22 protein-coding genes, 3 pseudogenes and 1 riboswitch are annotated in these 24,709 nt (G+C 63.2%); of the genes and pseudogenes, 14 read left to right on the plus strand and 11 right to left on the minus strand.

Annotated features, from left to right (window positions below):
• The first annotated feature begins 458 nt into the window (after nucleotides 1–458).
• Together K3725_RS05010 and K3725_RS05015 are read left to right on the plus strand one after the other, a co-directional pair.
• Nucleotides 459–1,598: pseudogene (locus tag K3725_RS05010) on the plus strand (IS3 family transposase).
• Between the two features lie 111 nt (nucleotides 1,599–1,709).
• Nucleotides 1,710–1,838, plus strand: a pseudogene (locus tag K3725_RS05015) (integrase core domain-containing protein); the annotation flags it as partial.
• A gap of 97 nt (nucleotides 1,839–1,935) precedes the next feature.
• Here K3725_RS05015 and K3725_RS05020 read toward each other — a convergent pair.
• Complete coding sequence (locus K3725_RS05020; RefSeq protein WP_260017743.1) at nucleotides 1,936–2,808, minus strand: LysR family transcriptional regulator; 873 nt, start codon at nucleotides 2,806–2,808, stop codon at nucleotides 1,936–1,938.
• A 103-nt stretch (nucleotides 2,809–2,911) separates the two neighbouring features.
• Between K3725_RS05020 and K3725_RS05025 the strand changes: the two genes are divergently transcribed.
• From K3725_RS05025 to K3725_RS05040, 4 genes and pseudogenes are all read left to right on the plus strand, one after another.
• Complete coding sequence (locus tag K3725_RS05025) at nucleotides 2,912–3,640, plus strand: TSUP family transporter (RefSeq protein ID WP_260017744.1); 729 nt, start codon at nucleotides 2,912–2,914, stop codon at nucleotides 3,638–3,640.
• Between the two features lie 6 nt (nucleotides 3,641–3,646).
• Nucleotides 3,647–4,669 carry a D-cysteine desulfhydrase family protein gene (locus tag K3725_RS05030; protein ID WP_260017745.1) on the plus strand — a complete coding sequence of 341 codons (1,023 nt, stop codon included), beginning with the start codon at nucleotides 3,647–3,649 and terminating at the stop codon, nucleotides 4,667–4,669.
• A gap of 141 nt (nucleotides 4,670–4,810) precedes the next feature.
• Nucleotides 4,811–5,773 carry a TAXI family TRAP transporter solute-binding subunit gene (locus tag K3725_RS05035; RefSeq protein WP_260017746.1) on the plus strand — a complete coding sequence of 321 codons (963 nt, stop codon included), beginning with the start codon at nucleotides 4,811–4,813 and terminating at the stop codon, nucleotides 5,771–5,773.
• Between the two features lie 78 nt (nucleotides 5,774–5,851).
• Nucleotides 5,852–7,406: pseudogene (locus K3725_RS05040) on the plus strand (DUF3394 domain-containing protein); the annotation flags it as partial.
• A 97-nt stretch (nucleotides 7,407–7,503) separates the two neighbouring features.
• Here K3725_RS05040 and K3725_RS05045 read toward each other — a convergent pair.
• Nucleotides 7,504–8,463, minus strand: a complete 960-nt coding sequence (locus K3725_RS05045) for a LysR family transcriptional regulator (protein WP_260017747.1) — start codon at nucleotides 8,461–8,463, stop codon at nucleotides 7,504–7,506.
• A 63-nt stretch (nucleotides 8,464–8,526) separates the two neighbouring features.
• Here K3725_RS05045 and K3725_RS05050 point away from each other — a divergent pair, with 63 nt between their 5' ends.
• Nucleotides 8,527–9,006 carry an ester cyclase gene (locus tag K3725_RS05050; protein ID WP_260017748.1) on the plus strand — a complete coding sequence of 160 codons (480 nt, stop codon included), beginning with the start codon at nucleotides 8,527–8,529 and terminating at the stop codon, nucleotides 9,004–9,006.
• 594 nt (nucleotides 9,007–9,600) lie between these two features.
• On the opposite strand, the gene K3725_RS05055 is transcribed toward K3725_RS05050, so the two are convergent.
• A complete protein-coding gene (locus tag K3725_RS05055) occupies nucleotides 9,601–10,092 on the minus strand; it encodes a hypothetical protein (RefSeq protein WP_260017749.1) in 492 nt (163 codons plus the stop codon).
• A 166-nt stretch (nucleotides 10,093–10,258) separates the two neighbouring features.
• Between K3725_RS05055 and K3725_RS05060 the strand changes: the two genes are divergently transcribed.
• On the plus strand, nucleotides 10,259–11,248 hold the full coding sequence (locus K3725_RS05060) for a hypothetical protein (RefSeq protein ID WP_260017750.1): 990 nt from the start codon (nucleotides 10,259–10,261) through the stop codon (nucleotides 11,246–11,248).
• A 6-nt stretch (nucleotides 11,249–11,254) separates the two neighbouring features.
• Here K3725_RS05060 and K3725_RS05065 read toward each other — a convergent pair whose 3' ends face one another.
• From K3725_RS05065 to thiC, 8 genes are all read right to left on the minus strand, one after another.
• Entirely contained in the window at nucleotides 11,255–12,613 is a 1,359-nt protein-coding gene (locus K3725_RS05065) for an amidase (RefSeq protein ID WP_260017751.1), read from the minus strand.
• Nucleotides 12,614–12,728: 115 nt separating this feature from the next.
• Complete coding sequence (locus K3725_RS05070; RefSeq protein ID WP_260017752.1) at nucleotides 12,729–13,433, minus strand: hydroxymethylpyrimidine/phosphomethylpyrimidine kinase; 705 nt, start codon at nucleotides 13,431–13,433, stop codon at nucleotides 12,729–12,731.
• On the minus strand, nucleotides 13,430–14,398 hold the full coding sequence (locus K3725_RS05075; RefSeq protein WP_260017753.1) for a ThiF family adenylyltransferase: 969 nt from the start codon (nucleotides 14,396–14,398) through the stop codon (nucleotides 13,430–13,432). Before K3725_RS05075 ends, K3725_RS05070 begins: the two co-directional genes overlap by 4 nt.
• On the minus strand, nucleotides 14,395–15,000 hold the full coding sequence (locus K3725_RS05080; RefSeq protein ID WP_260018568.1) for a thiamine phosphate synthase: 606 nt from the start codon (nucleotides 14,998–15,000) through the stop codon (nucleotides 14,395–14,397). The genes K3725_RS05075 and K3725_RS05080 overlap by 4 nt, the downstream gene beginning before the upstream one ends.
• The gene (locus tag K3725_RS05085) at nucleotides 15,000–15,767 is read right to left on the minus strand and encodes a thiazole synthase (protein ID WP_260017754.1); all 768 of its coding nucleotides are present in this window, start codon (nucleotides 15,765–15,767) and stop codon (nucleotides 15,000–15,002) included. Before K3725_RS05085 ends, K3725_RS05080 begins: the two co-directional genes overlap by 1 nt.
• A 1-nt stretch (nucleotide 15,768) precedes the next feature.
• The gene (gene thiS, locus K3725_RS05090; RefSeq protein ID WP_260017755.1) at nucleotides 15,769–15,966 is read right to left on the minus strand and encodes a sulfur carrier protein ThiS; all 198 of its coding nucleotides are present in this window, start codon (nucleotides 15,964–15,966) and stop codon (nucleotides 15,769–15,771) included.
• Nucleotides 15,935–16,903: an FAD-dependent oxidoreductase gene (locus K3725_RS05095; protein WP_260017756.1), complete on the minus strand. Its 969-nt coding sequence runs from the start codon at nucleotides 16,901–16,903 to the stop codon at nucleotides 15,935–15,937. The genes thiS and K3725_RS05095 overlap by 32 nt, the downstream gene beginning before the upstream one ends.
• Nucleotides 16,900–18,714 (minus strand): phosphomethylpyrimidine synthase ThiC, encoded by a 1,815-nt coding sequence (gene thiC / locus K3725_RS05100; protein WP_260017757.1) that lies wholly within the window; start codon nucleotides 18,712–18,714, stop codon nucleotides 16,900–16,902. Before thiC ends, K3725_RS05095 begins: the two co-directional genes overlap by 4 nt.
• 138 nt (nucleotides 18,715–18,852) lie before the next feature.
• Nucleotides 18,853–18,981: riboswitch (TPP riboswitch) on the minus strand.
• A gap of 213 nt (nucleotides 18,982–19,194) precedes the next feature.
• Between thiC and bioB the strand changes: the two genes are divergently transcribed.
• The 6 genes from bioB to K3725_RS05130 are packed head-to-tail and all read left to right on the plus strand — an operon-like array spanning nucleotide 19,195 to nucleotide 24,653.
• Nucleotides 19,195–20,172, plus strand: coding sequence for a biotin synthase BioB (gene bioB / locus K3725_RS05105; RefSeq protein ID WP_260017758.1), 978 nt, complete (start codon nucleotides 19,195–19,197; stop codon nucleotides 20,170–20,172).
• Complete coding sequence (locus tag K3725_RS05110) at nucleotides 20,172–21,311, plus strand: 8-amino-7-oxononanoate synthase (protein WP_260017759.1); 1,140 nt, start codon at nucleotides 20,172–20,174, stop codon at nucleotides 21,309–21,311. The genes bioB and K3725_RS05110 overlap by 1 nt, the downstream gene beginning before the upstream one ends.
• On the plus strand, nucleotides 21,308–21,949 hold the full coding sequence (bioD, locus tag K3725_RS05115; RefSeq protein ID WP_260017760.1) for a dethiobiotin synthase: 642 nt from the start codon (nucleotides 21,308–21,310) through the stop codon (nucleotides 21,947–21,949). Before K3725_RS05110 ends, bioD begins: the two co-directional genes overlap by 4 nt.
• Nucleotides 21,946–23,244: an adenosylmethionine--8-amino-7-oxononanoate transaminase gene (bioA, locus tag K3725_RS05120; protein ID WP_260017761.1), complete on the plus strand. Its 1,299-nt coding sequence runs from the start codon at nucleotides 21,946–21,948 to the stop codon at nucleotides 23,242–23,244. Before bioD ends, bioA begins: the two co-directional genes overlap by 4 nt.
• Nucleotides 23,245–23,247: 3 nt before the next feature.
• Nucleotides 23,248–23,862, plus strand: a complete 615-nt coding sequence (locus K3725_RS05125) for a pimeloyl-ACP methyl esterase BioG family protein (protein ID WP_260017762.1) — start codon at nucleotides 23,248–23,250, stop codon at nucleotides 23,860–23,862.
• Nucleotides 23,862–24,653: a methyltransferase domain-containing protein gene (locus K3725_RS05130; RefSeq protein WP_260017763.1), complete on the plus strand. Its 792-nt coding sequence runs from the start codon at nucleotides 23,862–23,864 to the stop codon at nucleotides 24,651–24,653. The genes K3725_RS05125 and K3725_RS05130 overlap by 1 nt, the downstream gene beginning before the upstream one ends.
• Nucleotides 24,654–24,709 lie beyond the last annotated feature (56 nt).

A 24,709-nucleotide genomic window follows, 5' to 3' on the forward strand; every position in this document is an offset into this window, starting at 1 on the left:
GGGCGTCTCCCGTTCACTGGCAATTCTCAGCCCTCCAGGCACTGGCCTTGGGCAGCCAGACTGGCAGGAACGTGTCACACTGGCTATTTGCAGGCGGCAGAGAGTTGCAATCCATATGAGATGCTGTAAGGGGCCTGCGTTGCACACTGCCCGTTACTGCCTTCATGCTGACAGGTCAGCGGCCGGCGCTTCCGCAGAAGATACAAATGGAAGCCTGCGGGACGGGACTGTGGACGTATCATTGGCCAGGATCGCGGTCTGCGTGATCAGCGAGCATGGTAAAAACACCTCCATACCGCCATACTTGGACTTCAGTTCGTAGAATGTTGCCCGGATGAGCCTGAGCCTGCGGCAGACCTCCGCCGTTGGCATGCCTGTGATGTGATCCCCGAAAACGCCCCCGTTTTTGATTAGAGTTATCTGCAGAGAATCCCTGGCTGGGAGAGGAGCGGAAACGCATGAAGGCATCGAAGTTCAAGGACGCGCAGAAGGCGTTCATCATCAAGCAGGCAGAGGACGGCACCTCGGTGGCCGAGGTCTGCCGCAAGGCCGGGATCAGCACGGCGACATTTTTCAACTGGAAGAAAAAATATGCTGGCCTGATGCCATCCGAGGTGAAACGGCTCAGGGAACTCGAGCCGGTGAACACGCGCCTGAAGAAGATCGTCGCGGATCTCGCGCTCGACAAGGAAATACTGCAGGACGTCATTAAGCGAAAGCTTTGAGGCTTGCCCGGAAAAGGACGCTGTTCGACGGGGTGCGGGCGGATTGGCAGGTGTCGATCAGCCGGGCCTGCGAGGTGATCCAGTTCGATCCGAGAACCTATCGCTACAAATCCCGCCGGCCTGGGCAGGCCGCTTTGGAACAGCCGATACGGGAGATTTTCCAGACGCGCGTGCGCTTCGGCTACAGGCGCGTGCATGTGCTGCTGCGCCGGGAGGGCTAGGAGATCAACGCCAAGAAGACCTATCGCATATACAAGGAGTTGTGCATGCAGCTTCGGAACAAGACACCCAAGCGCCGGGTGAAGTCCAAGCTGCGGGATGACCGCAAGGAGGCTGTCAGCCCCAATGACGTCTGGGCTATGCGTCGTCCGAAAGGCGATTGCGCATGCGCAATCTGCCGGAAGGGACTTCGTTCATGATCAGCTGGCGACAGGCCGGAAAATTCGGGTTCTGACGGTCGTCGACACCTTCTCACGCTATGTCCCGGTGCTAGATGCTCGGTTCACATATCGCGGGGAGGAAGTGGTCGCGATGCCTGAGCAAGTATGCAAGCGCACCGGCTACCCAGCCACCATCCGTGTTGACGAGGGCAGCGAGTTCATCTCCAAAGATATGGATCTTTGGGCCTAAGCCAACGGAGTGACATTGGACTTCTCCCGTCCGGGCAAACCTACCGACAACGCCTTCATCGAGGCGTTCAATGGCCGGTTCCGGGCGGAGTGCCTGAACGCGCACTGGTTCATGAGCCTTGAAGATGCAGCCGAAAAGTTGGAGGCTTGGCGTAGAGACTACAATGAAGAACGCCCGCACGGGGCTATCGGGAACAAGGTCCCGGCAGACCTGATGAAATCAGTTCACGACACCAGCCCGTGAACCTGATGGAACCGCGGAAATTCTAACAACGGCCGAGGGCACGTTGGGTAGCAACTCAGTTGGAGAACAGGCTAACCTCAAAGGGAGGACATTTCAGGAGAATACGTCAGTGAGGCTCAGATCCTGATCGAAAAACGAAGGAAGCACTACAACACCAAGAGACCCCACAGTGCATTGAGCTATCGCCCGCCGGTCCCGGAAATCATCATCCGGATCGAACAGAGGCCGATCATGCACTAACAATCAGCTTGGACCAGACAGATGAGGCTGCCCACTGGGACGAGGCCATACTAGCCGGAAGACGATACGGCCATTTAATTTTGTGCGGGCACAAGATTTACAACAGTTCATTAGTAAACCTTCGCAGCCCTGGTATGTCCTGAGAGGCGGAAAGGGTGATCAGCCTTATCGGCCAACTCAAGTCTGAAGCCAGAAAAACTGCTGTGACATTGGCATGATTGGCAGCAGCCAATATGTCCCAGTCAACAATGGCCCGGCCTGCCCCCTGCGCGACCATGCCTGCAAGTGCGGTTTGCGTTTGACCTTCAGCGCGGATCTGAAACGCCACTCCTTCCCGGTCGAACATATTTTCGACAGCGCGGCGGAAGGGGCTGAATGGAGGCAGCATGATTTGAGGTGATTCTGCAAGTTCCGCAGCTGAGATTGCCTGGATGCCGGCCAGCGGATCCCCCGGCGGCAGAACGGCGACAGGATGCATGTCAGCCAGTCTGGTGCAGGTCAGGTTGGGATCTCCAGGATCTGACGAAACAACAGCGCAATCGGCGCGGCCTTCGCGCAGCGCGGCCAGCCCGGCGCGTTCATTCAGAACATCCACGTCTATCCGCAGGGCAGGAAACTCCGTCATGAGCTTTCCGGCGGCAACAGCAACCCGTGTGTCGGCCACGGCGGGCACCGTTGCGACGCGAAGGTGGCCGCCCGTACCCGAGGCGATCAGCGAGGCGGTTTCACGGATTCTCTCCAAGCCCTGATAATGCTTCTGAACGGCCTGCTGCAGGCTGTGCGCGGCCGCCGTAGGTTCGAATTTGCGGCCTGACCGGTCAAACAGCGTCACGCCCATTTCGGTTTCAAGTTCGGCCACAACCCTGCTGATCGCGGGTTGCGAAATATGCAAGGCGTCCGCGGCCTTGCGGGTGGAGCGATGGCGGTAGGCCATCTGGAAAAGTTCGATCTGGCGGGCAGTGATACGCATACGAAATGATAACATTTGAGTATCAAAAAATTCAACAAGATGATTTTTAATGCCGAGAGGACAGCGTTAGGTTCCGAGTCACAACCTGCAAAAGGAAACTGCTGTGCCCGCCGATTTCTCTCTATTGCTGCTTGCCATCACTGCTGGCGCCGGGCTCCAGGCGGGCGTCGGGGTCGGCTTCAGCATCGTGGTTGCTCCAGTGATGATGGTCCTGCTGGGAACCGCCACGGCTGTTCCGGTGCTGCTTATGCTGAACACGGTGGTCTCGGTTCTGGCGACCGACCGCCAGGCTTGGCTGCGGGACAAATCCCTGGTCCGGAATGCCGTGTCCGGATGCCTCGCGGGAATCGTGCTGGGGCTGCTGATCTATCCCTTGTTGTCAGAGCGCACGGTCCTGTCGCTCACCGCGGTGCTGCTCCTGATCGGTGTTGTTTCGTCGCTGATACCGCAGAGCAAAACTGTAGGCCGGCAAGGGTTCCGCGCAATCTCGGGCCTGTCGGGATTGGCCACGGTTTGGGCTGCGACTCCCGGACCGCTGATGGTTCTTGGCCTCTTGGCAATCGGGCGGAGCGCCGGGGAAGCGCGCAAGCTGGTGCAGCCGGTGGCGCTGGTTGCCTATGGCTCGGCCTTTGCCCTGCATAGCTTGTCGGACTGGGCAGCTTTCGCCCGCGCTCCCTGGCTTTGGCAGTTCACGGCAGCGACCATTCTCGGCAGCCTGCTGGGCCGCCTGACCGGCCCGCATCTGCCGCAAGCCGCAATTTCGCTCGCAATCCGAGTGATCTCCATTTTCGCCTGTGCCGCCCTGTTCCGGCGCGCCTATCTGATCGGATGAGAAGACATGACAGACCCGATGAACATTGATGCGAAACTTGCAGAGTTCCCGCGTACCAGGCTGATGAGCAGTGCAACGCCGGTTGAGCGGCTCGACCGCCTGTCGCACCGTCTTGGGATCGACCTGTGGATCAAGCGGGATGACCTCACAAGCCTCAGCTTTGGCGGTAACAAGACCCGCCAGCTGGAGTTCTATTTCGGTGAAGCGCGGCAGCAGGGTGCAGATACCATTCTGATTACCGGCGCGGTGCAATCGAACTTTGTCCGCTCCGCGGCTGCCGCGGCGGCAAAGCTGGGCATGCAGTCGGTTTTGCAGCTGGAGGAGCGCGTGCCGGGTATGGGCGAGCATTATTACCGCTCCGGCAACGTGCTGCTGGCTCAGCTGCTGGGCGCCGAGCATATGAGCTATCCCGTGGGAGAGGATGAAGCCGGAGCCGACAATGCGCTGCACGAACGTGCGGATCAGCTGAGGGCGGAAGGGCGCACGCCCTATGTGATCCACCTTGGGATTAATCACCCGCCGCTTGGTGCACTGGGGTATGTGCCCGGCGGGGCGGAGCTGAATGAACAGATCGGAGATTTCGATGCGGCCGTGGTTCCGTCGGGCAGCGGTTCGACGCATGGCGGTTTCCTGACCGGCCTGCGGCTGTCAGGGCAAACGGCGCCGGTCTATGGCATTTGCGTGCGCCGCGATCGGGATCAGCAGCATGCACGGATGCAGAAAGTGCTCGGCAAGCTGGCGGACCTGATGCAGTTCGACCCGGCGCTGGTTATGAACGGCATCAACGTTTGGGACGGCGCGCTGGCGCCGGGCTATGGCCAAGTTGGCAGCAGCACCCGCGAGGCCCTGACCCTGATGGCCCGCACCGAGGGCATCTTCCTGGATCCGGTTTACACCGCCAAGACCTTTGCCGGGCTTCTGGGCCTGCTCGCGGAGGGGGTGATCCACAAAGGGCAAAAGGTCGTCGTGCTGCACACCGGCGGGCAGCCGGCTCTGTTTGGCTACCAGGAGGAGCTGCAACCAAACTGACACAACAGGAACCTGCGGCCTGCAGTTGAATGAAGCGCACTCGGGCGAACCGCCAGAGTGCGGCGGGTTCGTTTGGCAATTTGGCGCTGAGAAATGGAGCGCAGCACATCTAAGGAAATCATTCTCAAAGGGAGGAAAACGATGAGAAAGAACCTGATCCTTGCAACCGCAATGACCGTGGCGATTGGCGCTGCGGCGGCACAGGCTGAACAATTTGTGACCATCGGCACTGGCGGCGTTACCGAGGTTTATTACCCCACCGGCGGCTCGATTTGCCGCCTGATGAACAAGAACCGGAAGGAAACCGGCGTTCGTTGCACCGTCGAATCCACCGGTGGTTCTGTCTACAACATCAACACCATCCGCGAAGGTGAGCTGGAATTCGGCGTTGCCCAGTCAGACTGGCAGTTCCACGCGCTGCAGGGCACGTCAAAGTTTGAAGAGGCTGGTCCATTCGAGGATCTGAGGGCGGTGTTCTCGGTTCATGCCGAGCCGTTCAACGTGATGGTGCGGGCTGATGCAGGCATCGAACATTTTGACGACTTGGCAGGCAAGCGCGTCAACATCGGCAACCCCGGTTCCGGCCAGCGCGGTACCATGGAAGTGCTGATGGAGGCAAAGGGATGGACCAAGAACACTTTTGCCCTGGCGTCCGAGCTGAAGTCGGCGGAGCAGTCTGCGGCGCTGTGCGACAACCAGATCGATGCCTTCATCATCACCGCAGGCCACCCCTCCGGCAATCTGACTGAAGCAGCAACCACCTGCGATGCCAAACTGGTGCCGGTGACCGGCGAGGCTGTAGACGGGCTGATTAGCGACAATGCCTACTACCGCTCTGCCACCATCCCCGGCGGGATGTACCGCGGCACTGACGGTGACGTTGCCACCTTCGGTGTCGGCGCAACGCTGGTGACGTCCGCCGACGTTCCGGATGAAGCTGTTTATGCGCTGGTCTCGTCAATCTTCAACAACTTCGATGACTTCCGGAAGTTCCACCCGGCTTTTGCCAGCCTGACCAAAGAGGAAATGGTGTCGGCTGGCCTTTCCGCGCCGATCCACCCCGGTGCCCTGAAGTACTACCGCGAGCAGGGCTTGCTTGAGTGACACGTCCGCCGGAGGCAGCCAGCTGCCTCCGGCTTTGCAATGCGGGACAGTTGAAGGGAACCGAGGATGCTGGTTCCGGAAAACAACATGCCGACCCTAGGCAGCCGGGTTGTCAGCTTCGGCATGACTATCGCCGGAATGGCCGTGTTCTTTGCGGGGTTTGCGCTGCTTTGCTATGGCGTCCAGTTCCCTGTTTCCTAGATCGTTGCTCTGATGCCTCAGGGCTCGACGATCGCTCTGGCCGCGCTGCTGCTGGCCTATGCCGCCTTGCTTTTCGTTGCTTCGCGCGTGGACGACCTGGAGCCGGACGATCCCAATGCCCGTGAGGTCGAATTGCCGGTTGTCTCCGAGATTTACCTGTCCGGCCTTTACTATCTTCTGTCGATCATCGTGCTGGTCAATTTCCTGATGATTGAGCAAAAATCGCCGGGACTGTCAGCCTTCTGGGCTTCGATGCTGCTGATGGTGATCCTGTTGATTCAACGGCCGCTGAAGGCGTTCTTCCGGAGGTAGGGCAATTTTTTCAAGGGATTCCGGGACGGGCTGGCGGGTCTGACCGGAGGGTTGATCGGCGGTGCCCGCAACATGATCGGCATCGGGCATGTGACTGCGATGGCAGGGGTGATTGTGGGCACGGTCACATTGACCGGCGTCGGACAGGTAATGGCCGATCTGGTGGAGTTCCTTTCTGGCGGCAATCTTGTTTTGATGCTGGTTTTGGTTGGCTTCCTCAGCCTGGTTCTGGGCATGGGGCTGCCGACAACTGCGAATTACATCGTCGTCAGTTCTCCGATAGCCGGGGTGGTGGTTGAGCTTGGCGCCCAAAGCAGCCTGATCGTGCCGCTGGTCGCCGTACATCTGTTTGTCTTTTACTTCGGCATCATGGCCGATGTTACACCGCCGGTTGGTCTCGCAAGTTTCGCAGCCGCGGCGGTGTCAGGCGGCGACGCCATCCGCACCGGGTTCACCGCTTTCTTTTACAGCCTGCGCATGGTTGCCCTGCCGTTTGTCTTCATCTTCAACACTGACTTTTTACTGATTGATGTGGGCTGGATCGGCGGCATCACAACATTTGCCGTTGCCTCCGCCGGGATCCTTGTCTTTACCGTCGGCACAATGGGCTGGTTCGTAACCCGCTCGCGTTTTTTTGAAAGCGTGGCGCTGGTGCTTGTCGCCTTTGCGCTGTTCCGCCCGGATTTCTTCATGGACCGGATCCAGCCGCCATTTGCCACGCTGCCGCCTGTCCAGCTGGCGCAGACGCTGGAGGCTGCGGCGCCAGGCGACGAGCTGAGGCTGACCGTTTCCGGGCCGGACTTTGGTACCGGCGAGACCAAGCAGACAACACTGGTCCTGCCAGCCACCGATGGCAGCGGTGTGGATCAGATTGCTGCGGCAGGGCTATGGCTGGCCCAAGGAGGCAGGAAGGTGCGTGTGGAAGAACCGATGTTCGGAACCCGGTTTTCCGAAGTGCTGCAAGGGTTCGACTTTTACGCTGCTGAACCTGTTGGTCTTGGTCTTGGTCTTGGCACCGGCCGGACAGCTGCCAAAGGAGCTGGTCTACATTCCGGCATTGGCAGTGCTTGGCCTGATAATCATCTTGCAGCGCCGCCGTCTGGCAAGGAAAAGCGGGTAGAAGGGGTGCCAGGCGTTCGGTTTCGGAGCATGCCGCTGTCAGACAGCCCGCAGCCAAGCTCCTATGTCTGAATGGCTCCGCAGATCCGGCGACAGGGCTAACTCCGGGCTTCGGTGAGAAAACTGACGAGAAGTTTGATCAGCCCATGTTTCGGTGCGTTCGGCGGCCATTGTGCGAACACGATTGCCGGGGCAAGCTGCCAATCCGGAACAACGTAACGGATGTGCCCTGCGGCAGCGTCGTCCTGAGCAAGAAATTCCGGGACGATCGCAAGCCCGGCGCCTGCTCGCGCCAGGCTATAGAGTGCATGCGCGTCGTTGCAGATCAATTGGGCCGGCTTGCGATGCACGGCCTGTTGCTTGCTGTTCTTTTGGAAACGCACCGGTATGCTCTGCACTGGCGCCAGTTCGATCCACGGCCAATTGCGCAGGTCCTTGGGCTCCCGGACAGGCGTTTGCAGTGCAATGAAGCCGGGCGCCGCCACTAGGGAGCGGGGCACCTCGAACAGTTTCCGGGTGTCGGGCGAGGGTTTGAAATGGAGCCCCATCCGGATCGCGGCATCGAATCCGTCCCCCACCAGCTCCTTGCGGCTGTCGGTGAAATCAAGCGTGATGCGTAGGCGTGGATAGCGCGCTGAGAAATGCGCCATCATTTCCGTGAAAGGCGATTGGGACAGGACCGAAGGCGCGGTGATCCGCAACTCCCCGCTGGGTTCGCTCGCCGAGGCCGTGAGGTCGAGCAAATCGCTTTCGACGGCGTCCAGCATGTTGCGTGCCGCAGATAGCAGCCGTTCCTCTTCTCGTGTCAGGGTAAGCTTGCGTGTCGCGCGGTAGAGCAGGGCGACACCGAGGTGGTCTTCGAGCTGAGAAATGTGGTGGCTGACCACCGAGGGAGACAGGCGAAGCTCATTCGCGGCGCCGCGAAAGGAGTCGTGGTCAATGGTCTTGGCGAAGATGGCGATCTGGCGGAGGTGGTCGATTATTGCATCATCTGATCGAATAGATTTATCTAACAGTACTAACAGTACAAAACTATGCCTCATTTGGGCTTTGTCCACACTGCCTTCGACGGGCGCGTACAGCCAGCCCTGTCAGACAGCTGAAAGTTTGGAGTGTACCCGATGAGCTGTCTCAAGAAATTCGCAGCCGGCCTGTTCATGGCTCTTGCCACCAATGCGACCGTTGCAGCCGCTGACGACCAGGAAACTGTGCAGATCTTCTACGATTTGCTCAACAACCCAGGATCCGAACCCCACACGGCGGCCTTTCTGGAAGCCACTGCCGAAGGCTGGGTCAGCACCGGAGATTATTCCGTCAAGACCAAGTCCCGGGACGCTTTCGTCGGTCAAATGGGCGGGTTTGCCAAGTTAATCCCCGATCTCGAATGGACAGTGCAGGATATGTACCAGGACGGCGATACTGTGGTCGTCCGCAGCCGCGCCATAGGCACACCTGCCGGCCCCCTGTTCGGCGTTGATGGCGAAGGCCGCGGCTTTGATATCCTGACGATCGACATTCACAAGCTTGAGGGTTGTGTGATCGTGCAGTCTTACCACGTCGAGGACCGGGCCGGCGCGATGCGGCAGTTTTCCAGTAAATAATTCCTGCTTGTGCGCTGCTGCACGGGCACTTGCGGCAGCACTTTGAAACCTGGAGCGGCAGCTCAACCTTGGCCATGTGTGTGGGAACTCGCTGTGCCATCGTGATCTCAGCTTCTTGTGAGAGCTTTCCCTGAAAGGCTATCTTGCTGCAAGCGTTGCGACGTTAACAAGCCGCAGAAAACAGTGTCCAAATCCTACTCCCGCAACCACCGTTTCCGGCCAAGCCTCCGCCAACAGCGGGGGCCTTTTGTCCTTTTGCCGCTAGGCTCCTGATGCACCAATGGACGTTTAGAATGCTGCGCCGCAACGCGGGCACTTTCCGGCGGGGTTGCGGCCGGCAGGATATCTGTCAGGTCACCGGTGAGATCAATGGTAAGCTCTTCGAGCTCAATTGTTTGGCGTGAAAACGACTGTGCCGATCCCTGCCCGGAAGTGCTGGGGGGCATTGGCCCGAAGCTCAGGGCTGCAGAAAAAAAATCTGCTTGCAGCGGGCGCTCGTATCGGGGGGAGACAATCTTCTCCTCCGGATGCGCCGGCCGGGGGCTCCGGCCAGGCAGCACGCGGCATCTGGCGCGCGTGCCGGGCGCCGCGCGGTCACTGCAGGGGCTGGCCATTGCGGCTGAAGGTCAGGCTTTCGGTGCTCAGGTCGTCATAGGTCACCTCGACCGCAATCTGCTCGATTGAGCCGAGCGGATAGCCGCGGTAGGGCAAGCCGTCTTCTTCCTTGATCATGTTGGGAAAACCTTCTTCCAAATGACAGTCTGGCAGCGGCCAGATTTCCGGTGCCTCGCCGTTCACTCCCAGTTTGACTTGCGCCAGGCCGCAGCGCCAGGACCAGAGGTGGGTCACGTAGAGCAGGTCCTGGCCGTCGAATTCGCGGACATGGATCCAGTTGGCCTGGGTCGCGGCCAGGATCGGCTTGACCTCCAGCGCGGTGGTGAAGCGGCCGGTGGCCTCCTGCGGTTCTGCGGTCAGGGCGGTTTGAACGGCAGCGGACGCTGGCGCGGCAGCCGCGGGTTCCGGCGCGCCGCTCTCCGTCCCGGGCTGCGCCGAGGCGGCTATAATAGCCAGGATCACATCAAACATCGTTTCTCTCCACTAACGGCGCCTTTTGCGTCACAAGGCGGCCCGAAATTCCAATGGCCGGTTGCGCGGCTGTTTGTCGGCTTATAGCTAGCGTAGCAGGCAAGTCTCTTTGCGGCCTTAACGCGCAGTCCTAACCGCCGGGCGGCGGCGGAAAACGGGGAAAACAATGGCAAATGACCCCTTCAATGTGATGATCGTCGGCCAGGCGGGCCGGCTGCAGTATGAGGCGCTGCTGTTTGCGGCCTCGCTGCGCCAATGCTCGCCCGGGTTCGCCGGGCGCCTGTTCGTTGCGGTGCCGCAGCCGGGACCGCAGTGGGAGAAGGATCCCGGCATCCGCAACCCGGATGTGCTGCAGGCGCTTGCGGATCTGGATGCGGAAATCCTGCCGTTCGAAAGCAAGGTGTTCGGCGCTGCGTACCCCTATGGCAACAAGATCGAGGCGCTGCAGGCGCTGCCTGAGGGGGAGCCGTTTGTCTTTTTCGATACCGACACGCTGATCACCGGCGAGCTGGCGGAGGTGCCGTTTGACTTCTCCCGGCCCTGCGCCTCGCTGAGGGTTGAGGGCACCTGGCCCAAGCCGACGCTCTATGGGCCGGGGTATGCGGGCATCTGGCAGGCGCTCTATGACCGCTTCGGCCTTGATTTCCAGTCCAGCCTCGACCTCAGCCAGCCGGACGAATACTGGAAACGCTACCTCTATTTCAACGCGGGCTTCTTCTACGGCGCCTGCCCGCAGGCCTTTGGTGCGCGGTTCTTGGAATATGCGCAATCGGTCATGCACGATCCGCCGCCGGAGCTGGTGGGGCAGAGCCTCGATCCCTGGCTGGATCAGGTCGTGCTGCCGCTGGTGATCCACTCTTTTGGCGGCGGGCGCGATGCCCTGCCCGCAGGCTATCTCGACGGCGAAACCAGCTGCCATTACCGCTTGTTTCCGTTGCTTTATGCGCGCGAAAGCGACCGCGTGGTAGAGGTGCTGCACCAGGTTGCCGCGCCGAACCGGATCAAGAAGGTGCTGAAGGGCTACGAGCCGATTAAGCGCATGGTCTATCAGGGCCGCGGCGACAAGGTGCGGGCGCTGTTTGACCGGGAAAACCTGCCCCGGCGCGAACAGGCGATCCGCAACCGGATCAAATCCGAAGGATTCTGGATGCGCTGAGGCACGTCAGCCCTGGATCGCCCGCTCGATATTGCGGGCAAACTGCAGCAGCCGCGCATCGGATCCTTTCGGCCCGGTGATATGCAGCCCAACGGGCATCCCGTCAGCAGAGGTGCCGAAGGGGATCGAGACCGAGGGCAGCTCCATCGGCGGCGTCAGCGTCACCGTGCGCCAGTCCTCGGTGATCTCCCCGTCGCGCAGCTCAGCGGAGAACGGCATCCCCGCCGCGGTGGGCCAGAGGGCGAAGTCATAGCCTTCAAAGAAGGCGCAAACATCCGCCCAGACCCGGGCGCGGGTTGTCTGATAGGCAATCAACTCTGCCAGGCTGCGCCCCTCGGCCTGGGCGCAGGCGGTGCGGTAGCTTTCGCCCGCCAGCGCCATATCCGGCTGCAATGCGGCCCGGAGCTGCAGCGCGCATTGGCCCCGGATGATGTCCTGATGCGCCAGCAGCGGCTCCAGCGGCGGCGTTTTTTCTGCGACCTGCCAGCCCAGCTCGCGGCACAGTGCCTCCACCGGGGCAATCGCCGCCTGCACGGATGGCTCCACGCTGGAGCCAAACGGGGACAAGGATAGCGCCACTCTGCCAGAGCGCGGGGCAAGGGCCTCTTCCAGCTCCGCCAGCCGCGGAAGTGCCTGCCAGAAACCCAGCGGCTGGCAGGCCGTGTTGCCCTGCATCACCTCCAGCATCAGCGCCAGGTCCCGCACGCTCCGCGCCATCGGTCCTGGCACCGACAACCCGTCAAAGGGCGCCGGGTTCGGGCCATAGGGAACCAGCCCGGAGGAGGGGCGCATCCCCACCACCCCGCACCAGGCCGCTGGTGTGCGGGTGCTGCCGCCAAGGTCGGAACCATCGGCCAGCGCCGCCATGCCTGCCGCCAGCGCTGCCGCCGCGCCGCCGGAACTGCCCGCTACCGATTTCTGCGGGTTCAGCGGGTTGCGGGTTGTGCCCGCGACCAGATTGGTTGTCTGGCCGGACAGTGTGAACTCCGGCGTATTGGTCTTGCCGGTGATCACCGCACCGGCTGCGCGCAGCCGGGCCACATGCAGCGCGTCGTGATCCGGCACAAAGGCCTCAAAGCTCTTCGACCCCCAGGTCGTGCGCAGCCCCTTGGTTTCGAAGCAATCCTTGATGGCAACCGGCAGCCCATGCAGCGGCCCGGCAAATTCCCCGCGTGCGGCCATCACATCCAGCTCTTCGGCCCGTTTTTCTGCCGCGTCCCAGTCCAGAGTGACAAAGGCATTCACGGTGCCCTCCCGCGCTTCCGCCTGTGCCTTGTGGGCCGCCAGCACCTCCCGTGCGCTCAGTTCCCGTGACCGCAGTTTTCGGGCCATGTTTTCGGCGGAGAGTGCGGTGATGTCGGTCATGCGGCAGGTCTCCTGGTCGAAGCGTCAGCGGTTCTGCTGCGACCCTAGGCAGCCTGAAAGCTCTGCTCCGTCCTGAAACCGGCCTGAAAACCGTCTGCCAGCGACCTTGCCGCGGTCATCGGCCCAGCCAGCGTTGCACGGCTTCCTTAGCCTTGCTGCAAGCATCCGGTAGTGCGGCACCCTGCACCAGATGGCAGGCAACGGCGGTGGCAAGGCTGCATCCAGTGCCGCGCTTCGACACCGGCAGCCGCTGCGCCGCAAAGGGAATGACCGCGCCGTCCGGAGTGCACAGCAGATCGGTGCTCTCGGTGCCGCTGCCGTGCCCGCCTTTGACCAGCACAGCCTGCACGCCTTGGGCCAGCAGGGCCGCCGCTTGCCTCTCAAGCGGGCCGTCAGTCCTGGCGAGCACCTCCAGTTCGGCCAGGTTCGGCGTGACCAGCGCGGCCCGGCTCAGCAAAGGGCCAAAGCCGACCGCGTCCATCAATGTGCCGCCGGAAGTCGCTTTCAGAACCGGATCCAGCACAATGGGCAGCCCGGCTGGCAAGGCAGTCTCGACAGCCTCCGCGACCGCGGCCGACCCCAGCATGCCGATCTTCACGGCCTCCGGCAGCGGGGCTGTTGCCAGCGCCGCGCGAACCTGATCCGCCACTGCCTCGGGCGGGCAGGGGTGAACACCCAGAACCGCTGCGTTTGTTTGGACGGTGACGGCTGTCACCACCGGACGGACCGCTACGCCCAGCTCTGCGGCCATCGCCGTATCCCGTGTCAGCCCCGCGCCGCCGCTGCTGTCGGTGCCGCCAATGGCCAGGATCACCGTCATGCGCTGTTCCCGGCGGCGAGCAGGGCCAGATCGCTGTACCCTGCCTGCTGCAGATCCTGCGCCGCGCCCCAGGCCCGCAGCCCGCTGCGGCAGCACAACACGACCCGCCCTTCGCGCGGCAGACCCGCGGCCGGCAGATCCGCACGGGCGATCCGCACGGCCTGCGGTACCGGCAACTCAGGCGCCTCCGTGGTGTCACGCAGCTCGATCACCGTGTCCTCCGGTGTGATATGGGAGGCCGCTATGAAGGACAGGGGCTCTTCCGGCTCCTCAGCCCCGTCAAAGCGGAAGGAACTCACCTGCAAATCTCCCAGCCGGAAAACAAACAGCTGCCCCAGCGGCGAGGGCTGATGGTCCAGCAGCGCCTTCAGCGCCAGTTGCGCCTGCAGCGCGCCGATCATGCCAACCACCGGCCCCATCACCCCGGCGGTGGCGCAGGTCGCTGCCTGTGCGGGCAAGTCCGGGAACACCGCCCGCAGGGACGGCACGCCGCCGCAGAAGCCCCCGGCATAGCCCGACTGGCCCAATGCAGAGGCCGAAATCAGCACTTTGCCTTGCCGCAGGCATTCGTCAGAGAGGATATAAGACACCGCAAAACTGTCCGCTGCATCCACCACCAGATCGGCTGCTGCCACCATCTGCACCGCATTGGCCGCATCGAGGCGCCGGACTTGCGCTGTGACCTGGAGGCCTGGATTGGCTGCCAGCACTTGCTGCCGGGCCGCTTGCGCCTTGGGCAAGCCGATGTCTGCGGTGGAATAGAGCACCTGCCGGTGCAGGTTGCTCTCCTCCACCACGTCGCCATCCATCACCGTGATCCGCCCGACACCCGCGCCGCCCAGGAATTGAAGCACCGGACAGCCAAGCCCCCCGGCGCCTACCACCAGCACATGGGCGCGGGCGAGGCGTGCCTGCCCCTCTGCACCGACCTCCGGCAGGATCATTTGGCGCGCATAGCGGCTCATGCGTCCTCCCGGATCAGGCAGGCCTGTACCCATTCGCGGGTGCGGGCCTCAGGATCATCGGCCATCTGGATGTCTGTCACCACCGCCGCGCTGTCGGCGCCCGCGGCAAACACCCCCGGCAGCCGCTCCGGCGTCAGCCCGCCGATGGCAACCAGCGGCACATCACCCGCCATCTGTTTCCAGCGCGTCACCCGCTCCAGCCCCTGCGGCCCCCACTTCATCTTCTTCAGAAGCGTCGGATAGACCGGCCCCAGCGCCACATATGCAGGTCCAAGCGACAAGGCGCGGTCCAGTTCCGCCTCGTCATGGGTCGACAGGCCAAAGCGGACCCCCTTGCGGCGCAGCGCGGCAAAATCGGCACTGTCCATGTCCTCCTGCCCCAGGTGCACAAAGCGGCAATTCAGGTCCAGCGCCGCCTGCCAGTGGTCATTGACCACCAGCTGGGCATCATGCACCGCGCAGAAGTCGCGCGCCCGGGCGATCTGGCGGCGCACTTCGGCATCCGGCTGGTCCTTGATGCGCAGCTGCACCAGTTTCGCGCCTTGCGGCACCAGCAGCTCCAGCCGTCCCACATGGCCTGTGATCAGATAAAACCGTTCCATCATGCAAACTCCGCCATTCCAAGGACAGGGGTTGAGGGCACCGCCATGTCGCGCCGCTCCATCGGGTCGGCTGCAAACCCCGCGCGGCCAGCCTCAACCGCCAGCGCCATTGCACGGGCCATCCCCGCCGGGTCCCCGGCCTTGGCGACCGCGGTGTTCAGCAGCACCGCATCCATCCCCAGCTCCATCGCCTGGGCCGCGTCCGAGGGCCGCCCGATGCCGGCGTCCACGATCAGCGGCACCTCCGGAAAATGCGCCCGCATCGCCCGCAGGGCATCCGGGTTGCGCAACCCCTGGCCGGAGCCGATCGGCGCCCCCCAGGGCATCAGCACTTCACAGCCTGCTTCCAAGAGCTTCTCCCCCACCACCAGATCATCGGTGGTATAGGGAAACACCTGGAAGCCTTCACTGCTCAGGATACGCGCCGCCTCGACCAGCCCGAACACATCCGGCTGCAGCGTGTCCGCATGGCCGATCACCTCCAGCTTGATCCAGGGCGTATCAAACAGCTCCCATGCCATTCGGGCGGTGGTCACCGCCTCCTGCACCGAATGGCAGCCGGCCGTGTTCGGCAGGATGCGGCGGCCTGTTTTCTGCAGCTCCCGCCAAAAGGCTGTGCCGGACCCATCGGCGGTCTCCCGGCGCAAGCTGACGGTAATGATCTCCGTGCCGCTTGCCTTCACCGCCTCGGCCAGTACCGCGGGCGAGGGGTATTGCGCCGTTCCCAGCAGCAGCCGCGAGGTGATCTCTGTTCCGTAGAATTGCATCTCAGCCTCCCTGCATCGGGGCCAGGACTTCCAGGCTGTCGCCCTCTGCCAGCTGCACCTCTGCCCGCTGGCCGCGGGCAACAAATGTGCCATTCAGCGCGGTCGCAACCGAGGAACAGGCAAAGCCGAGTTCCCGCAGGGCAGATTGCAGGTCACTTGCCGAAACCTCATGCGGTTTGGCGTTCACGATGATCTTCATCTGATGTCTCCGGTAGCAGGTGGTCCGCGGCCTGCTGCGCCATCGCGGGCGCCAGCAGAAAGCCGTGACGGTACAACCCGTTGAGGTAAAGCGTGCCTTCTTGTTCGGTAAGCCGCGGCAGGTTGTCGGCAAAGGCCGGGCGCAGGCCCGCACCGGTCTCCACCACGCTGGCCTCGGCAAACCCCGGGTGCAGAGCAAAGGCCGCGCTCAACAGCTCACTCAAGGACCGCAGCGTGACGGCCCGGTCGGAAGTGCTCTCGATCATGGTGGCGCCGATCATGAAATGCCCGTCGCCGCGCGGCACCAGATAGAGCGGCATCCGCGGGTGCAGCAGGCGCAGGGTGCGGGTGACCTCCACCTCCGGGCAGTGCAGGATGGCCATCTCACCGCGCACCGGACGCAAACCAGGCAGCGGTGCCGCCATGCCGGTGCAATCCAGCGTGACCTGGGCCGGGGCAGGGGTGCCGTAACGGATTTCCACCCCCAGGTCCTGCACCTTTGCGCTCAAGTCCCGCAGCGCACGGCGCGGGTCCAGATGCGCCTCCTTCTCAAAGAACAGCCCTTGCGCAAACCGCCCGGCCAGCGCGGGCTCCAGCGCGCCGATCTCTGCCCCGTCCACGCAGCGGTGGGCGGTGGTGCGGCGGGCAAAGCGGGTGAGCTCTGCCCGGTCGCGGGCAGGCGCCACCACCAGCGTGCCGCGCCTGTGGACCGGGGTGATCCTGGCCCACCAGGTGAAGGCGCGGCCGCCGAGGGTGATCACCTCCGCTTCGGCGCTTTCGCGTTCGCACCAGGGCGCCAGCATGCCGCCCGCAAAGCGCGCGACACTGCCGGCCCCGGGTGTCTCTCCCCGCTCATAGACGGTGACCACCGCCCCGCGCTGCGCCAGTTCATAGGCGCAGGCGAGACCGGCAAGGCCCGCGCCTGCGATGGTGATCATTCCGCCGGTTCCGCTGCTTCGGCAGCAGGCACATACAGTTCGCCGCCCTCCCGGAACTTGGCGGCCATCGCCTCCATGCCCTCCTTCTGCGCCTCGGCGCGGATGTCGTGGCTGATCCGCATCGAGCAGAACTTCGGCCCGCACATGGAGCAGAAATGCGCAACCTTGTGGGCCTGTTTCGGCAGGGTCTGGTCGTGGAATTCGCGCGCAGTATCCGGGTCCAGCGACAGGTTGAACTGATCCTCCCAGCGGAATTCGAAGCGCGCGCGGGAGAGCGCATCATCGCGGCGCTGCGCCCCCGGCAGACCCTTGGCGAGATCGGCGGCATGGGCTGCGATCTTGTAGGTGATCACCCCGGTCTTGACGTCGTCGCGGTCGGGCAGGCCCAGGTGCTCCTTCGGCGTCACGTAGCACAGCATCGCGCAGCCGAACCAGCCGATCATCGCCGCCCCGATGCCGCTGGTGATGTGGTCATAGCCCGGCGCGATGTCGGTGGTCAGCGGCCCCAGCGTATAGAACGGTGCCTCGTGGCAGCACTCCAGCTGCTTGTCCATGTTCTCCTTGATCTTGTGCATGGCGACATGGCCCGGCCCCTCGATCATCACCTGGCAGTCCTTGGCCCAGGCAATTTTGGTCAGCTCGCCCAGGGTCTCCAGCTCGGCAAATTGCGCCTCGTCATTGGCGTCCGCAATGGAACCGGGGCGCAAGCCGTCGCCCAATGAGAAGCTCACGTCATACTGGCGGCAGATGTCGCAGATTTCTTCGAAATGCTCATAGAGGAAGCTTTCCTTGTGGTGATGCAGGCACCACTTCGCCATGATCGAGCCGCCGCGCGAGACGATCCCCGTCACCCGGTTCACCGTCATCGGCACCATGTGCAGCCGCACACCCGCATGGATGGTGAAATAGTCGACGCCCTGTTCCGCCTGCTCGATCAGCGTGTCGCGGAACACTTCCCAGGTCAGGTCCTCGGCGATGCCGTTCACCTTCTCCAGCGCCTGGTAGATCGGCACTGTGCCGATCGGCACGGGGGAGTTGCGCACGATCCATTCGCGGGTGTTGTGGATGTTGCGGCCGGTGGACAGGTCCATCACCGTGTCGGCGCCCCAGCGGATCGCCCAGACCAGCTTGTCCACCTCTTCTTCCATCGAGGAGGTAACGGCAGAGGTGCCCATGTTGGCGTTGATCTTCACCTTGAAATTGCGGCCGATGATCATCGGCTCGATTTCCGGGTGGTTGATGTTGGCGGGGATGATCGCGCGTCCGGCGGCGATTTCGGACCGGACAAATTCAGGCGTCACATAGTCGGGGATATTGGCGCCGAAGTCATTGCCATCGCGGTTCGCATGGCAGGGCGACAGCTCACGCAGCTGGTTCTCGCGGATCGCCACGAACTCCATCTCCGGCGTGATTAGCCCTGCGCGGGCATAGGCCAGCTGGGTTGGTGCGGCGCCGTCCTTGCCGCGCAGGGGGGCGGGTTTCACCGGGAACTCCGGCGTCAGCCGGTCGCCTTCGACAAAGCCGTTGTCCTCGGGCTTCACGTCGCGGCCCTGGTAGCTCTCGACGTCGCCGCGCGCTTCGATCCACTGGCGGCGCAGCTGCGGCAGGCCCTGGCGGATGTCGGTCAGCACCTCCGGATCGGTATAGGGGCCGGAGCTGTCATAGACCGGCAGTGGCGCCTCGCCCGCGGTGGGGTGGGTGGCGATCTCGCGCATCGGCACGCGGATCTCCTGGTGGACCTCGCCGCTGACGTAGATCTTGCGCGATGCGGGCAATGCGCCCGTGGTGATTTTCGGGTTGGGGACGTTCATCTGGTGTTCCTCCGGGCCTTCGGTTCAAAAACACCAATTGAGCCGGGACGGAGGAAAACGGGCAGGGGAGGTGTACAGCCGGTGTACGGCTGGTGCACGCATGCTGCCTGTCCGAAACACCGCTTGCCGCCGGGGCGCCGTGCGCTGCTTCTTGCTTCCTACGCCAGTATCAACTGGGTCAGGTTCAAAGGGTCGCGCCGCCGGTCCGGGATGTCCCGCACCATGACGCCTCTCAGTCCCTTGGGCGGGACTCCCCTGCGTGCCTATAGGGCTAGGGGAGGTGTAGGGTTTGCGTCAACCGGAATCTTTGTAGATTATTTTTTGGCATTAATATCAGTTCTGTATTGGCCTTATTGGTGCGGCATTGGGGCAAATCGCTGCAGCGCAGCTTTGAGGCTTGATCGAGGGCTGCAAAATTATCTATAAAACCCGGAAACGCCATCCGCGCATGGCCAACAGGTATAGAGAACAGGAGACAGCATGCTGGACGCTGCACCCATCCGCACCGACTGGACCCGCGAGGAAGCGGAAGCGATTTACAACAAGCCTTTCATGGACTTGCTGTTTCAGGCGCATACCGTGCACCGGCAGTATTTCGACCCCAACCAAGTGCAGAAATCCAAGCTCCTGAGCATCAAGACCGGCGGCTGCGCCGAGGATTGCGCCTATTGCTCTCAGTCGGCGCGCAACGGCGCGCAGCTCTCGGCCTCCAAGCTGATCGAGGTGCAGCGGGTTATCGCCGAGGCCAAGAAAGCCAAGGAAGGCGGGGCCACCCGCTACTGCATGGGCGCCGCCTGGCGTTCGCCAAAGGATCGCGACATGGCCGCACTTGAGGCGATGGTGCAGGGCGTCAAGGAACTGGGCATGGAAACCTGCATGACCCTGGGGATGCTGGACGAAGAGCAGGTGTTCCGCCTGCGCGACGCCGGTCTCGACTACTACAACCACAACATCGACACCTCGGAGCGCTACTACTCCGAGATCATCACCACCCGCACCTTTGCCGACCGGATCGACACCCTGAACCGGGTGCGTGAAGCGGGCATCAAGGTCTGCTCCGGCGGCATCGTCGGCATGGGGGAAAAGCAGCTGGACCGCATCGACATGATGCTGGCGCTGGCCACATTGGAGGTGCATCCGGATTCAGTGCCGGTGAACATGCTGATCCCGATCGCCGACACGCCGCTCGCCAATGTCGAGAAGCTGGACCCGATCGAATTTGTCCGCTCCGTGGCGCTGGCCCGCATTCTGATGCCGAAATCCCACGTGCGCCTGTCTGCCGGCCGCACCGATATGTCCGACGAGATGCAGGCGATGTGCTTCTTTGCCGGTGCCAACTCGATCTTTGTGGGCGACATGCTGCTGACTGCGGACAACCCCGAAGAGGACAAGGACCAGCAGCTGTTCGACCGTCTGGGCATCACCGCCATGGCTGCGGGCTGCGACGGCAGCCGCTGATGGCGGGCGCCTTCCCCAGGCATGAGAAATCGCTGGAAGCGCTGCGCACGCGCGGACGCTACCGGCAGTTGATGCCGCGGGACGGGCATGACTTTGCCTCCAATGACTACCTTGGGCTGGCAGGCAGCGATGTGCTGCGCGCCGCCGCTTCAGATGCGCTGGCGCGCAGGGTGCCGGTGGGGGCAGGCGGTTCGCGCCTGTTGCGCGGCAATGACGCCGAACACCAGCTGCTGGAGACGGAGGCGGCCGCGTTCTTCGGCACCGAGGCTGCGCTGTTCATGGGCGGCGGTTTCAATGCCAATCAGGCGATTTTCTCCACGCTGCCGCAGCAGGGTGATCTGGTGCTCTATGACGCGCTGATCCATGCCAGCACCCACGACGGGATGCGGCTGGGCCGGGCAGAGACCCGCAGCTTTGCCCACAGCGATGCGGAGGACGCGGCACGGGTGCTGAAGGACTGGCGCTCGTCAGGCGGCGCAGGCCAGGTCTGGATCGCGGTTGAGGCGGTCTACTCCATGGATGGCGACCTCGCGCCGCTGGGGGCGCTGATGGCGCTGGCGGATGCAGAGGGCGCAGTGCTGGTGGTGGATGAGGCGCATTCCTCCGGCGTGTTCGGCGATCTGGGCCGCGGGCTGGCACACGGCATCGCCCATCGCCGCAACGTCTTGTCCCTGCACACCTGCGGCAAGGCGCTGGGCGCCTCCGGCGCGCTCATCTGCGGCCAGAAGGTTTTGATCGAGACGCTGATCAACAAAGCGCGCGGCTTCATCTTTGCGACCGCGCCGTCGCCGCTGAACGCGGCGCTGGTGCGGGCGGCCTTGCAGGAGCTTCAGCAGAACCCGGGCCGCCGCGAACAGGCGTGGCAGGGGATCACCCTTGCCCAGAATGAGGCCAAACGCCTTTGCGGATTGGAAGGGTTCCAAAGCCAGATCCTGCCAGTGGTGATCGGTGACGACAAACGCACCATGGCGCTGGCCGCAGCGATGCAGGCCCGCGGCTACGACATCCGCGGCATCCGCCCGCCGACAGTGCCGCGCGGCACCTCGCGGCTGCGGCTGTCGATCACGCTGAACACGGGGGCGGGGGTCATCACCCGAATGTTCGAAGACCTCGCCCGGGAAATGGAGAGTGCAGCATGAGCGCGCTGATCGTGACCGGAACCGATACCGGCATCGGCAAGACCATCTTCTCGGCCGGATTGGTGCAGGCGCTGGGCGCGACCTACTGGAAGCCGGTGCAATCCGGGCTGGAAGAGGAGACCGACAGCCAGATCGTCTCCCGCCTGTCGGGCCGTCCGGCACTGCCGGAGGGGTATCTGCTGCAGCTGCCCGCCTCGCCGCACCTGTCGGCCGAGGCCGAGGGCGCGGAGATCGACCCGGATGCGCTTCCTTTGCCGGAGGTTGAGGGCACGCTCGTTGCCGAAGGGGCAGGCGGTCTGATGGTGCCCCTGAACCGCAAGGTGCTGTATCTCGACCTGTTCGCCCGCTGGCGCGCTCCGGTGATCCTGTGCGCGCGGACACAGCTGGGCACGATCAACCACACGCTGCTGTCACTGAAAGCTCTGCGTGATGCGGAGTGTTCAGTTGTGGGTGTTGCATTCATCGGCGACGCGGAACCGGCGGTGGAGGAAACCATCTGCCAATTCGGCCAGGCGGCGCACTTGGGGCGGCTGCCGGTGCTGGGCGAGCTGACCTCTGACGCCTTGGCCGTGGCCTTTCAGACCAGCATCAGGGTGGATCTGATCAGGGAGGCCTTGGCCCAAGGAGAGATGGCATGAGTGCCGCAGACCTCACCCAGCTGGAATTCGACCAGCAGCACCTTTGGCATCCCTACACCAATGTCGCCAAACCCGGCCCGACCTTCGTGGTGAAGGAAAGCGAAGGCGTCCACATCACGCTGGACGATGGCACCCGGCTGATCGACGCCATGTCGTCGTGGTGGTGCATGATGCACGGCCACAAGAACCCGGCGATTTGCAAGGCCATTCATGACCAGCTCGACACTCTGCCGCATGTGATGTTCGGCGGGCTGACCCATGACCCCGCCATCGACCTGGGCCGCAAGCTGCTGGAGATCACGCCCGAAAGCCTGACGCGCATTTTCTACTGCGACAGCGGCTCGGTCTCGGTCGAGGTGGCAATGAAAATGGCAGTACAGTACCAGCACGCCATCGGTCAGCCGGACCGCCAGCAGTTCGCCACCATCCGCTCCGGCTATCACGGCGACACCTGGAAAGCGATGAGCGTCTGCGACCCGGACACCGGCATGCACCATCTGTTTCAGGGCGCGCTGAGCGTGCAGCATTTCGTCTCCCGCCCGCCGGTCCGCATTCACGAGGAGTGGATCGATGATCCGGCCCGGAACGGTCTGGGTGAACTGCGCGATGTGCTGGAGGCCAACGCCGAAAGGATCGCCGCCTTTATCCTGGAACCCGTGGTGCAGGGCACCGGCGGCATGTATTTCTACCACCCGGAATATCTGAACCAGGCCCGCGCCTTGTGCGACGAGCTGGGCATCCTTTTGATCTTCGACGAAATCGCCACCGGCTTTGGCCGTACCGGCGAACTGTTTGCCACCAGCTTTTGCACGGTGGAGCCGGATATCATCTGCCTCGGCAAGGGGCTGACCGGCGGCCATATCTCCTTTGCCTGCACCATGACCAACGACCGCGTGGCGGAAGGCATCGGCGGCGGCAACCCGGGCCTGTTCATGCACGGGCCGACTTATATGGGCAACCCGCTGGCCTGCGCGGCGGCCAAGGCCTCGCTGGATCTGCTGACCGGGCAGGACTGGCGCGGCACGGTGGCGGCAATCGGCGAACAGATGCAGGCCGAACTGGCCCCCGCCCGCAACTTGCCGAATGTGGCAGGTGTCCGGGTTTTGGGCGCCATTGGCGTCATTGAGATGAAGCACCGCGTCTCAGCTGACGAGGCGCATGCCCGTGCCCATGAAATGGGCGTGTTCCTGCGCCCCTTCGGCACCAACATCTACACGATGCCGCCCTTCATCACATCGCCGGAGCAACTGAGCGAAATCACCGCAGGCATGCTGCGTCTGGCGCGGGAGCTGTAAGCCATGGAGTTCCGCTGGCTCAAACAGAACGAGGCAGCCGAGGCCATTGTGGTCTTCGGCGGCTGGGCTGTGGGGCCGGAGGTGTTCTGGCACCTGGAAGGCGAGCAGGACATCCTGTTTGCCGGTGATTATACCGATCTGGATGCAGAGCTGCCGGACCTGTCCGGTTATGAACGGGTCAGCCTGCTGGCCTGGTCGTTTGGCGTGGTGTCCTATGCGCATTGGCAGCAGGGGCGGCCAGATCCGTTCAGCCGCAAGGCCGCAGTGAACGGCAGCCTGCAGCCGGTGAACCGCGGGACAGGCATTCCGCCTGCCGTGTTCCGCCGCACGGTGGAAACCCTGAACCTGGAAAGTTACCAGCAGTTCCTGACCCGCGTCTTCGGAGCGCCGCAAGACGCCGAGGCGCTGGATGCCGAGGCCCGGCGGGCCGAGCTGCTGTCGGTGGAACGCCGCGGCGACGCACCGCAGATGCGGTTCAGCCGGGTTTGGATCAGCTCCGGTGACAAAATCTTTCCGCCAGCCAATCTGGCCCGCGCCTGGGCCGGGCAAAACGTGTCGCATCTGGACGCGCCGCATGCGCCGTTTGACCGGTTTGCACAGTGGGAGGAGCTGTTCTGATGAAGGATATGCAGCCGCCGCATCTGGAACAGTCCCGCGTGCAGAAAAGCTTCCGGCGCGGGCTTGAAAGCTATCATGGCGCGGCCTCGGTGCAGGCGGAAACGGCGGCACATCTGGCCCGGATGCTGCAGGATCAGGGGGCGCCGCGGCACTTTGGCCGCGTTCTGGAATTCGGTTGCGGCACTGGCCACTTCACCCGGCAGCTGCTGCAGCGGTTCAGCGCCGGCAGTCTTGTTCTGAACGACCTGGTGCCGGAGGCCGCACAGGTGATGCAGGCTCTGGAAGGGGACACCCAAGCAAAGACCCGCTTCAAGGGCGGCCCGATCGAAAGCCTGCCGCTGCCGCAGGATCTGGATCTGATCGCCTCTGCCTCGACCGTGCAGTGGATACCTGACCTGCCGGCGCTGATGGCCCGGCTGGCCGCTCATCTGACGCCGGGCGGCTGGCTGGCGCTTTCGGGCTTTGGCCGCGGCCAGTTCCGGGAACTGGCAGCGATGGGGTCTGCCGCCGCGGCACCCAGTTACCTTGATGCGGATGAATGGCCGTCCGTTCTGCCGGAAGGCTTGGAAATCCGGCAAATTGCACAACGTCCGGCGGTTCTGGAGTTTGCCTCTGCTCTGCACTTGCTCAGGCACCTGCGTCAGACCGGGGTAAACGGCAACGCCCGGCAGGGATGGAGCCGCAGGCAGTTGCGGTCGTTCGAGGATGCCTACCGGGAACGGTTCGGTCAGGGCGGAAAGCTGCCGCTGACCTACGATCCGGTGCTGCTGGTGGCGCGGCGCACAGGCTGATTACAACGCGCCCTTGAAGCAAGTTTTAGGCGTTTTTCTATCTGAAGCTGCACCCG

Origin of the sequence: Leisingera sp. S132 (assembly GCF_025144465.1) — a bacterium.
In the GTDB taxonomy this organism is placed as follows: Bacteria; Pseudomonadota; Alphaproteobacteria; order Rhodobacterales; family Rhodobacteraceae; genus Leisingera.

Excerpts from the sequence above, each read along its gene's own strand:
- K3725_RS05060 (WP_260017750.1), top strand. The coding sequence starts at position 10,259 with ATGGCAAATGACCCCTTCAATGTGATGATCGTCGGCCAGGCGGGCCGG.
- K3725_RS05030 (WP_260017745.1), top strand. The coding sequence starts at position 3,647 with ATGACAGACCCGATGAACATTGATGCGAAACTTGCAGAGTTCCCGCGT.
- bioA (WP_260017761.1), top strand. The coding sequence starts at position 21,946 with ATGAGTGCCGCAGACCTCACCCAGCTGGAATTCGACCAGCAGCACCTT.
- thiC (WP_260017757.1), bottom strand. The coding sequence starts at position 18,714 with ATGAACGTCCCCAACCCGAAAATCACCACGGGCGCATTGCCCGCATCG.
- thiS (WP_260017755.1), bottom strand. The coding sequence starts at position 15,966 with ATGAAGATCATCGTGAACGCCAAACCGCATGAGGTTTCGGCAAGTGAC.
- K3725_RS05050 (WP_260017748.1), top strand. The coding sequence starts at position 8,527 with ATGAGCTGTCTCAAGAAATTCGCAGCCGGCCTGTTCATGGCTCTTGCC.
- K3725_RS05020 (WP_260017743.1), bottom strand. The coding sequence starts at position 2,808 with ATGCGTATCACTGCCCGCCAGATCGAACTTTTCCAGATGGCCTACCGC.
- K3725_RS05130 (WP_260017763.1), top strand. The coding sequence starts at position 23,862 with ATGAAGGATATGCAGCCGCCGCATCTGGAACAGTCCCGCGTGCAGAAA.
- K3725_RS05055 (WP_260017749.1), bottom strand. The coding sequence starts at position 10,092 with ATGTTTGATGTGATCCTGGCTATTATAGCCGCCTCGGCGCAGCCCGGG.
- K3725_RS05065 (WP_260017751.1), bottom strand. The coding sequence starts at position 12,613 with ATGACCGACATCACCGCACTCTCCGCCGAAAACATGGCCCGAAAACTG.
- K3725_RS05035 (WP_260017746.1), top strand. The coding sequence starts at position 4,811 with ATGAGAAAGAACCTGATCCTTGCAACCGCAATGACCGTGGCGATTGGC.
- K3725_RS05075 (WP_260017753.1), bottom strand. The coding sequence starts at position 14,398 with ATGAGCCGCTATGCGCGCCAAATGATCCTGCCGGAGGTCGGTGCAGAG.
- K3725_RS05110 (WP_260017759.1), top strand. The coding sequence starts at position 20,172 with ATGGCGGGCGCCTTCCCCAGGCATGAGAAATCGCTGGAAGCGCTGCGC.
- K3725_RS05125 (WP_260017762.1), top strand. The coding sequence starts at position 23,248 with ATGGAGTTCCGCTGGCTCAAACAGAACGAGGCAGCCGAGGCCATTGTG.
- K3725_RS05080 (WP_260018568.1), bottom strand. The coding sequence starts at position 15,000 with ATGGAACGGTTTTATCTGATCACAGGCCATGTGGGACGGCTGGAGCTG.
- bioD (WP_260017760.1), top strand. The coding sequence starts at position 21,308 with ATGAGCGCGCTGATCGTGACCGGAACCGATACCGGCATCGGCAAGACC.
- bioB (WP_260017758.1), top strand. The coding sequence starts at position 19,195 with ATGCTGGACGCTGCACCCATCCGCACCGACTGGACCCGCGAGGAAGCG.
- K3725_RS05085 (WP_260017754.1), bottom strand. The coding sequence starts at position 15,767 with ATGCAATTCTACGGAACAGAGATCACCTCGCGGCTGCTGCTGGGAACG.
- K3725_RS05070 (WP_260017752.1), bottom strand. The coding sequence starts at position 13,433 with ATGACGGTGATCCTGGCCATTGGCGGCACCGACAGCAGCGGCGGCGCG.
- K3725_RS05095 (WP_260017756.1), bottom strand. The coding sequence starts at position 16,903 with ATGATCACCATCGCAGGCGCGGGCCTTGCCGGTCTCGCCTGCGCCTAT.